Annotated in this window: 12 protein-coding genes; 8 read left to right on the forward strand and 4 right to left on the reverse strand. The window is 44.2% G+C overall.

The features are described 5' to 3' along the window. The first annotated feature begins 6 nt into the window (after positions 1–6). On the forward strand, positions 7–969 hold the full coding sequence (gene pfkA, locus VPNCDNU1_RS10775) for a 6-phosphofructokinase (protein ID WP_101111247.1): 963 nt from the start codon (positions 7–9) through the stop codon (positions 967–969). 140 nt (positions 970–1,109) lie between these two features. On the opposite strand, the gene VPNCDNU1_RS10780 is transcribed toward pfkA, so the two are convergent. Beyond that, positions 1,110–2,468: an MATE family efflux transporter gene (locus VPNCDNU1_RS10780; protein WP_104400337.1), complete on the reverse strand. Its 1,359-nt coding sequence runs from the start codon at positions 2,466–2,468 to the stop codon at positions 1,110–1,112. Positions 2,469–2,763: 295 nt separating this feature from the next. On the opposite strand from VPNCDNU1_RS10780, the gene VPNCDNU1_RS10785 reads away from it, so the two are divergent. From VPNCDNU1_RS10785 to VPNCDNU1_RS10795, 3 genes are all read left to right on the forward strand, one after another. Then, on the forward strand, positions 2,764–3,054 hold the full coding sequence (locus tag VPNCDNU1_RS10785) for a co-chaperone GroES (RefSeq protein ID WP_005417156.1): 291 nt from the start codon (positions 2,764–2,766) through the stop codon (positions 3,052–3,054). 77 nt (positions 3,055–3,131) lie between these two features. Then, a complete protein-coding gene (gene groL, locus VPNCDNU1_RS10790; protein ID WP_104400338.1) occupies positions 3,132–4,778 on the forward strand; it encodes a chaperonin GroEL in 1,647 nt (548 codons plus the stop codon). A gap of 206 nt (positions 4,779–4,984) precedes the next feature. Next, complete coding sequence (locus VPNCDNU1_RS10795; protein ID WP_104400339.1) at positions 4,985–6,442, forward strand: PDC sensor domain-containing protein; 1,458 nt, start codon at positions 4,985–4,987, stop codon at positions 6,440–6,442. 28 nt (positions 6,443–6,470) lie between these two features. Here the strand turns inward: VPNCDNU1_RS10795 and VPNCDNU1_RS10800 are convergent, their stop codons facing one another. Then, complete coding sequence (locus tag VPNCDNU1_RS10800) at positions 6,471–6,950, reverse strand: MgtC/SapB family protein (RefSeq protein WP_104400340.1); 480 nt, start codon at positions 6,948–6,950, stop codon at positions 6,471–6,473. Positions 6,951–7,167: 217 nt separating this feature from the next. Here VPNCDNU1_RS10800 and VPNCDNU1_RS10805 point away from each other — a divergent pair, with 217 nt between their 5' ends. Further along, positions 7,168–7,731 carry a VC2662 family protein gene (locus tag VPNCDNU1_RS10805; protein WP_104400341.1) on the forward strand — a complete coding sequence of 188 codons (564 nt, stop codon included), beginning with the start codon at positions 7,168–7,170 and terminating at the stop codon, positions 7,729–7,731. Positions 7,732–7,768: 37 nt separating this feature from the next. Here the strand turns inward: VPNCDNU1_RS10805 and epmB are convergent, their stop codons facing one another. After that, complete coding sequence (epmB, locus tag VPNCDNU1_RS10810; protein WP_104400342.1) at positions 7,769–8,791, reverse strand: EF-P beta-lysylation protein EpmB; 1,023 nt, start codon at positions 8,789–8,791, stop codon at positions 7,769–7,771. 32 nt (positions 8,792–8,823) lie between these two features. Between epmB and efp the strand changes: the two genes are divergently transcribed. The 3 genes from efp (at position 8,824) to VPNCDNU1_RS10825 (ending at position 11,020) form a co-directional block, all read left to right on the forward strand. Beyond that, positions 8,824–9,390: an elongation factor P gene (gene efp / locus VPNCDNU1_RS10815; protein WP_101111240.1), complete on the forward strand. Its 567-nt coding sequence runs from the start codon at positions 8,824–8,826 to the stop codon at positions 9,388–9,390. Between the two features lie 169 nt (positions 9,391–9,559). Then, positions 9,560–10,141 carry a carbohydrate-binding protein gene (locus VPNCDNU1_RS10820; protein ID WP_104400343.1) on the forward strand — a complete coding sequence of 194 codons (582 nt, stop codon included), beginning with the start codon at positions 9,560–9,562 and terminating at the stop codon, positions 10,139–10,141. Between the two features lie 198 nt (positions 10,142–10,339). After that, positions 10,340–11,020: a nitroreductase family protein gene (locus tag VPNCDNU1_RS10825; RefSeq protein WP_104400344.1), complete on the forward strand. Its 681-nt coding sequence runs from the start codon at positions 10,340–10,342 to the stop codon at positions 11,018–11,020. Between the two features lie 33 nt (positions 11,021–11,053). Here VPNCDNU1_RS10825 and VPNCDNU1_RS10830 read toward each other — a convergent pair whose 3' ends face one another. After that, positions 11,054–12,034: a histidine ammonia-lyase gene (locus VPNCDNU1_RS10830; RefSeq protein WP_104400345.1), complete on the reverse strand. Its 981-nt coding sequence runs from the start codon at positions 12,032–12,034 to the stop codon at positions 11,054–11,056. Positions 12,035–12,264: the final 230 nt, after the last annotated feature.

Genomic DNA, 12,264 nt, shown 5'->3' on the forward strand with positions numbered 1-12,264 from the left:
GTGAGCATGATTAAGAAGATCGGTGTTTTGACAAGTGGCGGTGACGCACCAGGCATGAATGCAGCAGTTCGTGGTGTTGTTCGTACGGCACTTTCAGAAGGGCTAGAAGTGTACGGTATTTATGACGGTTACTTAGGTCTATACGAAAACCGTATCGAGAAATTAGATCGCTGCAGTGTTTCTGATGTGATCAATAAAGGCGGTACCTTCCTTGGTTCAGCTCGTTTCCCAGAATTTAAAGAAGTAGAAGTTCGCGAGAAGGCGATCGAAAACCTGAAAGAGCATGGCATTGAAGCATTGGTTGTTGTTGGTGGCGATGGCTCTTACATGGGCGCGAAAAAGCTGACTGAAATGGGTTACCCATGTATTGGTTTACCTGGCACGATTGATAACGATATCGCAGGTACTGATTACACTATCGGTTACTTAACGGCATTAAACACAGTTATCGACGCGATTGACCGTCTACGTGATACATCATCTTCTCACCAGCGTATTTCGATTGTAGAAATCATGGGTCGCCACTGTGGTGATTTGACGTTAATGTCTGCGATTGCTGGTGGTTGTGAATACATCATCACGCCAGAAACAGGCTTGAGTAATGATGAGTTGATTGCCAATATTCAAGACGGCATCAAGAAAGGTAAGAAGCACGCAATCATCGCTTTAACTGAGCTGATGATGGATGCTAACGAGCTTGCTAAAGAGATTGAATCTGCCACTGGACGCGAAACTCGTGCGACAGTATTGGGGCACATCCAACGTGGCGGTCGTCCAACAGCATTTGACCGTGTTCTTGCATCTCGCATGGGTAACTACGCTGTTCACCTTCTACAAGAAGGTCATGGCGGTCGTTGTGTGGGTATTCAGAAAGAACAGCTTGTTCACCACGACATTATTGACTGCATAGAGAACATGAAGCGTCCAGTACGCGATGACTTGTTCAAAGTTGCGAAAGAGTTGTTCTAATACTGAATAACCAAGGTTAGCTTGCTTAATAAAACCGCTGACTTCTCAGCGGTTTTTTTGTTTGGGAGACGCTTTCTCTGTCTTTGGCTAACGGTTGTTTTTGGTATGAGTTATTTGGGTTATCGATGTCTTTCAGTGAACTATCGACTTGGCTCCGGCTCGTGAACTTCAACCATTTCATTACGCATTTTAACTGCGTATAAGTATCCAAGTATTCCACCAACAATATTGCCTGCTGCAATACCGATAAAAAGCCCCTCAACTTGATACCACTCACTGCCAACGTAAGCAAAAGGCAATGTGAATATAAACAAACGCATCGCACTCCAACTAAAAGCGTGCATGGGCTTATGCAGTGCATTAAGCCCACTGACCAGTACCATTAATATGCCTTGAAACCCATAGCTAAACGGCACCACTAGCAAGTAGTGCCATAACAGATCTCTAACACTTTGTTCTTGTGAGAAAAGTGAAGCAATAGGCATGCTCAATGGGACCATCATAATAAAGATGAGAAGCTGAAAAAGAATCGAAAATCGCATGCATACAAACAAGGCGTTAAAGCTGCGCGTGGGATTATTTGCGCCTAAGTTTTGTGCCATAAAGGGTGTTAAAGCGGAAGTCAGTGCCATCAATACCAAAATCAAAATAGATTCGACACGTTGCGCTGCACCAAAAGCCGCAACGGCTTCAGTACCGTGGCTTGCCAGTATCATCATCAATACTGCACCAGAGATAGGTGACATCGCATTAGACAAGGCGGCTGGTGTGCCAATTTTTAAGATCGCACGCCAATCTTGCATGAGTGACGGAAAGTACGGAAGTGCGAGTAGCTTTTCTCTTTTTATCAGTACATACAAGGAGCCGCACAAAGCGCCCATGTAGCTAAATGCACTGGCTATGGCAGCACCTTTTATTCCCAATTCAGGAAACGGACCGTAACCAAAAATAAGCAGTGGGTCGAGTACGCCGTTAATGATACCAGCCAGCATCATGATTTTTGCTGGGGTTTTGGTATCGCCAGTTGCACGAATTGCGCTGTTTCCTGCCATGGGAATGACTAACATTGGGATCGTTAGATACCAGACCACCATGTACTCTTTGATCAGTGGAATCAGATCTGGAGTTGCTCCGAGAAGCGAAAATAATGGGGTGATGGTCAGTAAGCCTATAGTCGATGCGACACTGACGAGAATGACGGCTAGGATTAGGCCGTGGGAAGAAAACCTGGCCGCATCTTGATTGTTGCCCTGCCCAAGTAGCCGACCGATGTTGGTCGATAACCCCATACCTATGCCCATCGTGATGCAGTTGACGGCAAAGGTGACGGGAAAAGTAAAGCTGATCGCAGCCAGAGCTTGAGTTCCGAGCAAAGAAATAAAAAAAGTGTCCACAAGATTAAACATCAGGATCGAAATCAGACCTACAATCATCGGCAGGGTCATGTTTCTGAGCACTGCGGGTATCGGTGCAGTGAGTAATCCATGTTTATCTTGCATTGATAGTTACAACTCAATTTATCTTGAAGAACGCGTAGGATACAGAAGAATACAAATTGGAGCCACAATACGACTTAGCAACGAAAGTTGAGGTAGAAAAAGTTGAGTTAGAAATAAAGACTTCGAGCAAAAACGTGAAATTTCGCGAAAAGCTGTTTGATTTTTCAACACTCGTCACAAAAAAACGCATTGCCCCCCTTGGGTTATCTCTATGTACGCCCTATATATGATCCACAAGCCGTTTTAACGGCATTTCTTACATCAAATAGAATCATCTAATCAGGAGAGACGACCGATGAATATCCGTCCTTTACACGACCGAGTTATCGTTGAACGCCAAGAAGTTGAATCCAAATCTGCCGGCGGCATCGTTCTAACTGGTTCTGCTGCGGAAAAATCGACACGTGGTACGGTTTTGGCTGTAGGCAAGGGCCGCATCCTAGAAAACGGTACTGTACAACCGCTGGACGTGAAAGTTGGTGATAGTGTTATTTTTGCTGAAGGCTACGGCACTAAATCTGAAAAGATTGATGGTAAAGAAGTTCTGATCATGTCTGAAAATGACATCATGGCAATCGTTGAGTAAAAAGCAATCGTTGAGTAATTTTTACTCTGATTCAGAAAACGACAGATTAAAAACGAATTAAGAAAGGGAAATTAAAGATGGCTGCTAAAGACGTTAAATTTGGTAACGACGCACGAATCAAAATGCTAGAAGGTGTTAACGTTCTGGCTGACGCTGTAAAAGTAACATTAGGTCCTAAAGGTCGTAACGTGGTACTGGACAAATCGTTCGGTGCTCCAACCATTACTAAAGATGGTGTTTCTGTTGCGCGCGAAATTGAACTGGAAGACAAATTCCAGAACATGGGCGCACAAATGGTTAAAGAAGTGGCCTCTCAAGCAAATGACGCGGCAGGTGACGGAACAACGACTGCAACTGTATTGGCTCAATCTATCGTTAACGAAGGTTTGAAAGCCGTTGCAGCTGGCATGAACCCAATGGATCTTAAGCGTGGTATCGATAAAGCAGTCGCGGCTGCTGTTATTGAACTGGGTAACATTTCGGTTGAATGTAAAGGCAAGAAAGAGATCGAGCAAGTTGGTACTATCTCGGCTAACTCAGACAAGAGCGTAGGCGAAATCATTGCTGAAGCAATGGAGCGTGTTGGTCTTGACGGTGTTATCACTGTTGAAGAAGGTCAGGCACTACAAGACGAGCTAGACGTCGTTGAAGGTATGCAGTTTGACCGTGGTTACCTTTCTCCTTACTTCATCAACAACCAAGAAGCAGGTGCGGTTGACCTAGAAAACCCATTCATCCTACTTGTTGACAAGAAAGTATCTAATATCCGCGAATTGCTTCCTACTCTAGAAGCAGTAGCAAAAGCGTCTCGTCCTCTTCTTATCATCGCTGAAGATGTGGAAGGCGAAGCGTTAGCAACACTTGTTGTGAACAACATGCGTGGCATTGTGAAAGTGGCAGCGGTTAAAGCGCCTGGTTTTGGTGATCGTCGTAAAGCAATGCTACAAGATATCGCTATCCTAACTGGCGGTACTGTGATTTCTGAAGAGATTGGTCTAGAACTTGAAAAAGTAACGCTAGAAGACCTAGGTCAAGCGAAGCGTGTAACCATCACTAAAGAAAACTCAACCATCATCGATGGTGCAGGTGAAGAAGCTGCGATCCAAGGTCGTGTTGCTCAAATCCGTCAGCAAATCGAAGAAGCGACTTCAGACTACGACAAAGAGAAACTACAAGAGCGCGTTGCTAAGCTAGCAGGCGGTGTTGCAGTAATCAAAGTCGGCGCAGCGACTGAAGTTGAAATGAAAGAGAAGAAAGATCGCGTTGAAGATGCACTGCACGCAACTCGCGCAGCGGTTGAAGAAGGCGTAGTAGCGGGCGGTGGTGTAGCACTAATCCGTGCAGCTTCTAAGTTGACTGCGCTTGAAGGCGACAACGAAGAGCAAAATGTAGGTATCCGCGTTGCACTACGTGCAATGGAAGCGCCAATTCGCCAAATCACAAGCAACGCAGGTGATGAAGAGTCTGTAGTCGCAAACAATGTACGTGGTGGTGAAGATAACTACGGTTACAACGCAGCAACGGGTGAATACGGCGACATGATCGCAATGGGTATTCTTGACCCAACGAAAGTAACGCGTTCTGCTCTACAATTTGCAGCGTCGGTAGCAGGTCTTATGATCACTACAGAAGCGATGGTGACTGACTTACCTCAGAAAGATGCACCAGCTATGCCTGATATGGGCGGCATGGGTGGAATGGGCGGCATGGGCGGTATGATGTAAGCCTTCTCCTCTCGGATGATAAGAGCCTCGCATTGTGCGGGGCTTTTTTATGCCTTAAGCATTCAATTATTTTATCAATTTTATATAATTCAGATAAACACTCTATTAATGGATTGCCTTTCGCTAATCTAAGCTGAAAATTCACTTTATGTCGCATATTGTTCTGGTATGTTAGAAGCATAAAAATAAATAGCTAGGTTAATCCTGTGAGCCATAATCACAACTTTCCAATTAAACGTTCTTTGCTGGGCGTAACGGCTTTGTACGGTCTGTTTCTGCTTCTTCTTGTTGTAGATGCACTCAATGAAGCATCGGAAGAATTTACAGCAGAAAAAAAACATGTGGCTGCAGCGTTAAAAGGCATGTCGAACACGCTAAGAGCGGTGGAGCATGAGATGACGGTGTTATCGCAGTTTAATGTTTCAGATTCTTCCCCTCATTTGCATACCGCTGTAGAAGACAAAACGTGTTCTTTCGAAGGTCTAGGTGAGGGGCGCTCTACTATACATTCGGATTTTATCATTATCGGTGTTACCGACATGTGTGATGCGCGCACCTCACTATACCAAGATGCACATTTTTGGGTGCCGAGTGCTCACGTCATGTCTTATTTGGTGAATTCACGCGAAGCAATCTCTTCCATCTACTTTATATCTAAAGATAAATACATCATTTCGTCGCCTTCTAAGCTCGCTCGAAACATCACGAGCAGTACTTTTGATGATGTACTCAAACACCGGCCTTTTTGGCGAAATACTTTGCAATATGGGCTTGCCAATAACCGTCGTGATATCACTTTTACAGGAGAATACCGCGACCTCTTTACTGGAAAGTCGGTCGTCACTTTAAGTGCAGCGGTGTATCGAAATGGAGAGCTGGCGGGCGTGTTGGCAATGGATGTTCTAGCGAGCCAGATTAAGCGAAATTTGGGGAAAGAGTACCTTATTCTTCCCTATCCAGGCGACAACCAAACGGGTCTTCTTACTTACAAAAAATCCGGTGAGATCAGTGATGCTTCTCAAAACACGCGTTTGCATTTGAGTATCGACCAACATTGGCAACAGCATTTGTATCAGTTGTGGAAGTACAAACATTATTGGTTGGTAACATGGTTTGTTTCTTATCTGTTTGTCGTTACGTTATTGATTAATAAGAATTGGTCTTTGATTCAATCTTATGAAGATAAACTGATGCACCTCGATGATGAAACTGGGTTATTAAATCTCAAAGGGTTAGAGGCAAAACTTTCTGCGCTTAAAGAGCGTCCTTTTCTTTGCATTGCGGCGTACTCTGTAAAAGATACAGAATGCCTGTCTGAATTAGCAAAAGAACAAGTTAAATCGCATGTACAAGTCATTCTTAAGGAGAGGCTTCGTTCGTTCGATATTTTCGCTTCATCTGGTGACGGGGATTGGATTCTGATTTTGCCTTGTGAATCCATAGAATTAGGTTCACAGCTTATCAATCAATTAGAAACAGAAGTGCGTTTAACACCTTATCGACTGCTTGAAGGTGTAACCCAAGACTGTTTGCTCGAAGGGCATTTTGAATTAATACCTGTTCACAAATATGATGGGTACCTTCACCTTTGGCGCAGTGTAAGAGATCGGTTTATCGCTCAAGACGCTGAGCCTAAAGAGATCATTCAACCTGTCAGCCATTAGATCATCTGTGATGTATGAATTGGCTGCTTTATTTCTTACCCCGTCTCCCTATTGTCTGGTGGACGCCTCTGCGTAAGATCCTAAAACTGCTTTCCAGCTTGTCGACCCCGAGCAAAATGGAGAGCATTAGGGTTGTGACCAATATTGCTTGCTGACCAAACCCTAACCCTGTCATCAGTCCGAGCGCGGCCAGCACCCATATAATAGCCGCGGAGGTTACACCGTGGATCTTACCATCCAGTGTCATCATAACTCCTGCTCCTAAAAAGCCCACTCCAGTAATGATCTGCCCAAGCACACGTGCTTGATCCAAACTGTTGGGAGAAAGGTGTACCGCCAGCGACATGAAAAAATAGGTTCCAGAAATGATCAGAATAGATGTGCGTATTCCAACGGGCTTTCCACGTGTTTGGCGTTCAATTCCAATAAGGGAGCCACATATGGTGCAGCAAAGAAGCTCCCACCAAGAAAATGGTCCTAAGTCTAACCAATTTGAAACTTCAGTCATGTAATACACTCCAGAATAAAGTGCAAATATGGGGTTAAAATTTCTTTATTTCACTAGGCTTTTTAATGAATTATTTTTATGGAAATAACAACAAATATTGATCGTGAAAATGGCTATATTTGACGTTTAAATAGGTCGCAATCAATAGATTGCAAGGTAGGCATAAGTCGCTTATATTTCGCGCTCCTGTTCCTTTGAGTCTTTGGAGACTTGATCAATGAAAAAACAAATGTCAGTAATTGCTCTATCGATGGTAATGGCATCCCCTTATGCATTGGCGCAAGATTCGGCCGCTATGTTCTCTACGCTGGATGGCTTTAATGCACCAGCTAGTGATGCGGTTGGTGGTGTTCGTTTGTCTGTTTTACACGGAAAAGTGAGTGCTGTTAAAGGTGTCGATGTGTCAGTGTTAGGCATGTCTGAGACCGATACGATGACAGGTTTAAACTTAGGCATGTTCTTTGGAGCATCAAAAGTAAACCAAGAGATGAAAGGGGTGTCTCTTGGGATGTTTAACTGGAATATGGGCACGACGAAAGGCGCCAACTTAGGCGTAGTGAATGTGACTCACGATGTAAAAGGCGTCAACTTCAGTGCTGTTAACTATTCAGAAGGATTTACCATGGCTGATGTTGGCTTGGTTAGTTTGTCTGAGAAGTCGAACGTCCAGCTTGGCGTGTTCAACAAAACCAAGCAAATTGAAGGAGTACAGATTGGCTTGCTAAACTGCGCTGACAATGGATTTTTGCCTTGCTTCCCGTTTGTGAACTTTGCGATATAAAGTTCGTCGCTTTGAAGCTCCTACTTGGTCAGGAGCTTTATTCCAAATGTAAATCCAGTGGCGTTTTGCTTTTTCTTCCGCCGATCTCTCGCGCTAACTTGGGTACTAAATACCCTGATACTTCTTCAATGACTTCGGCCATTAATGCTTTTGCTTGTTTATCCGAAACATAGAAGTGCGCCGCGCCCTGAACTTTATCCAGAACATGGATGTAGTAAGGCAAGACACCAGATGCAAACAGAGCTTCACTGAGCTTTATCAATGCCTCTGAAGAATCGTTAACCCCACGTAGCAACACACTCTGGTTCAATAACGTCACTCCAGCTTGTTTGAGCTTGGCAAGGTAAGCTGAAAGCTCACCATCGATCTCATTGGCGTGATTAATGTGTGTCACCATCACGACATTCAAACGACTTCCCCTAAGTAAGTAACACAGCTCATCGGTAATACGAGAAGGAATGACGACAGGGAGCCGAGAGTGAATTCTTAGCGTTCTCACGTGCTCTATTGCTTCGATACGTGAGACCAGCCATTCCAACTCGCTGTCCTTCGCCATAAGAGGATCGCCACCAGAAAGAATGACTTCATTGATCTCTGGGCGTTCGGCAATGTACGCCAAATTCTGCTCCCAAACCGACTTAGAGCCTTTGTTGTCTTGATAAGGAAAGTGACGGCGAAAGCAGTAACGGCAGTTGATGGCGCAGCCACCCTTAACGATCATCAATATGCGAGATTTGTATTTATGCAGCAACCCCGGCTGGTCGTTATCTTGCTCTTCCAGAGGGTCGGCCGAATAGCCTTTATGAACGTCAAATTCTTCCATTAAGGGCAGAACTTGCTTGAGTAAAGGATCGTTAGGGTTGCCCTTTTCCATTCGATTGACAAAGCTTTGTGGCACGCGCATCGCAAACAGTTCGCGTGCGGCTAACCCTTTTTGCCAAGGGGTAGGGTCTATTTCAACCGCTTGCAACAACTTGTAAGGATCGGAGATCGCATTCGCTAATTGTTTGAGCCAGTTTTGCTCAACAGAAACAGCTTTTCGGGTTATGATGTGCGGCATTAAATTGAACTCGAAGATGGTAAGAGGAAAAAATGGCTACTGTTAGCACGAATGAATTTAAAGGCGGTCTTAAAATTATGCTTGATAATGAGCCGTGTGTCATTCTCGAAAACGAGTATGTTAAGCCGGGTAAAGGTCAAGCATTCAATCGCGTAAAAATCCGTAAGCTGCTTTCCGGTAAAGTTTTAGAAAAGACGTTCAAGTCTGGCGACACAGTTGAAGTTGCAGACGTAATGGACATCGATCTGGACTACCTATACAACGACGGTGAGTTTTACCACTTCATGAACAGCGAGTCATTTGAGCAAATCGCAGCGGATCTTAAAGCGGTGGGTGACAACGCTAAGTGGTTGGTAGAAAACGACACTTGTATGATTACGCTTTGGAACGGTAACCCAATTGCAGTAACACCACCAAACTTTGTAGAGCTTGAAGTCACTGAAACAGATCCAGGTCTGAAAGGTGATACCCAAGGTACAGGTGGCAAGCCAGCAACTCTGGTAACAGGTGCAGTTGTTCGTGTACCTCTGTTCATCGCTATCGGCGAAGTTATTAAGGTTGATACACGTAACGGCGAGTACGTTGGTCGTGTAAAATAATCATAACCTGATACAAACTGTTACGAAGCCGCTCCTATGTGAGCGGCTTTTTTATAATTTAAGTTATTAATTTATTAAATAAACTTAAGTTTATATGAACTAGTATCATCATCCTTTATGATTCCCGGCGTTTAGTTGGAACTAAGGTCACATTTAAAGGAGCTCTCTGATGAACTTACCTACCAAGGCACTCGCAACTCTATTTACGCTTACTTTTGGCTTCTCTAGCCAAGCTAGTGCTTTTCAGACATTTGATAGCACCGCAGGTCAACCTGACGCTCAAGAATGTCGCTACTTATCTGATGCAGGAAAGAATGCATTTGATGCTAACACTGGAAAGCTTTGGGCTTGCAGTACTCAGGGCTGGGTATTTTTCGAATCTCAAAGTGCTCATAAATGTTTGAACGCCTCAAAAGCAGAACAAGCGAAATACCCTGCGTGGAAGAAAGGGCGTACTTACGTTGGCGGTAATAAAGTACTGTTCAACAACAAAGTATACCGCGCAAAATGGTGGACAAATTCAGGCACACCAAGCAACTCAAGTGCGTGGACACTGGATGTGAAGAAAACCTTAGCCAAGACTTGGAACCAAAACCATCACTACAACAGTGGTGAGAATGTCGTGTTCATGGGGCATGTATACGAAGCGAACCATTGGAGCAAAGGCAAATTACCACCTGCAAATGTTTCTCAGCATAACCGAAGCAAAGAGTGGCGTTATGTGGGTCCATTTGAATGCCCAAATAGCTAAAGAGAGTGTTTGAATCCACATCCTAAAAATGCGCCTTAGTGGCGCATTTTTTGTCTCAACTTCTAGGAGCTGTTCTTGTTTCATTGTGGCAAAAATTGAATAACGCTCTCAGTCTCGCACCCTCATAAATACAAACCACGCTCCTGCCTTTTATTTGTCGCTATAGTAACCCGATAAATAAAAAAGCAAGGAAGCCGTATGTCTGAAGAATCTCAATTGCCATTGGATGATTTTATCGAATACCCAGTGGAAGAAATGTCGAAACGAGCCAATCAAAACTACGATCTCATCAAGCGACGCCACTCTATTCGTCAGTTCTCTGATCGTTCAGTCCCCAAGTCCATTATTGAAAGCTGCATTAAAGCGGCGGGAACAGCGCCAAGTGGAGCGAATCATCAACCTTGGCACTTTGTGGCGATCAATAGCGCAGACGTGAAAGCTCAAATTCGTCAAGCGGCAGAAGAGCTAGAACAATCTTTTTATCAAGGTATAGCGGGGCAAGAATGGCTTGATGCGCTTAAGCCATTAGGTACAAACGCCAGTAAGCCTTACTTAGAAAAAGCACCGTGGCTAATTGCTGTATTTTCTCAAAAGCGAGGAGGGATGGAGAACGACGAAAACCAAACCAACTACTATGTGCATGAGTCGGTTGGTATTGCGACAGGGTTTTTACTACAAGCCTTGCACAACGCAGGGTTGGGGACGCTTACTCACACACCCAAACCCATGAGTTTCTTGAGTAAAATATGCGGACGAGATAATAGCAACGACCGCCCTTACATGCTGATCGTAACAGGCTATCCTGAGGAAGGCGCTACTATTCCTCAACACGCCACCTACAAAAAACCACTCGATGAAATAGCGACATTCATGGAATAAGAGACGCCCTTGTTAATCTAGAGCGTCATTGGATTACTTGTTCGCGAAGAAGTACGTATTTAAGTAATCATTCAATGGCTTAAACGCTGGGTTCGCCCATGTTAAGTACATCTTCGGGCCATCTGGCGAATAGAGCCCAGATGCGATGTCGCCTTTATTGATAAAAGGGGAGCCTTGGCTGCCAATAAGCTCACCACCGCCTGCATTTCGAGTTGAGTCTACTTTGTATTCGTACAATAGCCCGAGTAAAACACCGGCATTTAAGTTGCTGTGTGTTTTCTCATGCAATGGATTGACGATGCCTCCAGAGTGGATGGTTCCGTCTTTCCTGCAAGGCGTTGGAGTACCAAGAGCACGATCAGCGTTGAGTTGTCCATTCCCATGCTGGCATTCATTGAGGTGGAGTGCCTCGAAGCTTTGTTGTTTTGCTGTTTGTTTGTAGATGTTCAACTTGTTTTTAAAATCTTGGTAGGCATCGTTGAGGTCACTGCCCACCAAAGTATGGTTATTCCCATCCACATAATAATCAAACGTCTGCATGAGCTTTTGATAAGCCGTAAGCCGCATCGTTTCGTCTTGGCCATTCTGGGTATAAATCCACTCTATCGCTTGTACTTGCTGGGTAGCGGAAGCTAAAGCCAATGCAAACGGATTTTGATTGGATGCGCTCGTTGGATTGCTTGCCAAAATGCCAATCACAATCGTTTTATTATTGAATTGGTTACGAACGTCTTGGTTCGCCCAATGGACAAAATTTTCAGCTTGATCAACGACTCGTTGATGTTGTTCTTTCGTGACCGTCGGGTCGATGGCTAATACATAAATACCCTTCTTAAAATCGCAGTTAGGGATATCAGCGACCGTTTGGCAGTGATCAATCTCAGAGTAAACATGAACGGTAGTTTTGGTGAGCGCTGGCTGACCCAATTCATGATTAACGGTATTAGGATCAATTTGGCAGCCATAGAGCATCCAAGAGCATATTACAGTCATAAAAGCAGATGGTTTGAACATTACACTTACTATTTAAAATGAAGCGAGTTGTGCTTCGGTTCCAATGAGAACCAGAACCTATTTATCCTGAGTTCAGGTGTCTTAGGTTGTGGCTAATGTGTCAAAGCTCTGGTAATAACCAGTCTTTATTTATGTTCTTCCGTGATTTCTTATTTGGCTCAAATTGCTAGCGGTGAAAACTGGATGTCTCCATGTCTAACAATAAGCGGTAGATGGCTTTAAGCGATAAG

Origin of the sequence: Vibrio penaeicida (genome assembly GCF_002933855.1) — a bacterium.
Lineage (GTDB): Bacteria > Pseudomonadota > Gammaproteobacteria > Enterobacterales > Vibrionaceae > Vibrio > Vibrio penaeicida_A.

Excerpts from the sequence above, each read along its gene's own strand:
- VPNCDNU1_RS10820 (WP_104400343.1), top strand. The coding sequence starts at position 9,560 with ATGAACTTACCTACCAAGGCACTCGCAACTCTATTTACGCTTACTTTT.
- epmB (WP_104400342.1), bottom strand. The coding sequence starts at position 8,791 with ATGCCGCACATCATAACCCGAAAAGCTGTTTCTGTTGAGCAAAACTGG.
- VPNCDNU1_RS10825 (WP_104400344.1), top strand. The coding sequence starts at position 10,340 with ATGTCTGAAGAATCTCAATTGCCATTGGATGATTTTATCGAATACCCA.
- pfkA (WP_101111247.1), top strand. The coding sequence starts at position 7 with ATGATTAAGAAGATCGGTGTTTTGACAAGTGGCGGTGACGCACCAGGC.
- groL (WP_104400338.1), top strand. The coding sequence starts at position 3,132 with ATGGCTGCTAAAGACGTTAAATTTGGTAACGACGCACGAATCAAAATG.
- VPNCDNU1_RS10830 (WP_104400345.1), bottom strand. The coding sequence starts at position 12,034 with ATGTTCAAACCATCTGCTTTTATGACTGTAATATGCTCTTGGATGCTC.
- VPNCDNU1_RS10805 (WP_104400341.1), top strand. The coding sequence starts at position 7,168 with ATGAAAAAACAAATGTCAGTAATTGCTCTATCGATGGTAATGGCATCC.
- VPNCDNU1_RS10780 (WP_104400337.1), bottom strand. The coding sequence starts at position 2,468 with ATGCAAGATAAACATGGATTACTCACTGCACCGATACCCGCAGTGCTC.
- VPNCDNU1_RS10785 (WP_005417156.1), top strand. The coding sequence starts at position 2,764 with ATGAATATCCGTCCTTTACACGACCGAGTTATCGTTGAACGCCAAGAA.
- efp (WP_101111240.1), top strand. The coding sequence starts at position 8,824 with ATGGCTACTGTTAGCACGAATGAATTTAAAGGCGGTCTTAAAATTATG.
- VPNCDNU1_RS10800 (WP_104400340.1), bottom strand. The coding sequence starts at position 6,950 with ATGACTGAAGTTTCAAATTGGTTAGACTTAGGACCATTTTCTTGGTGG.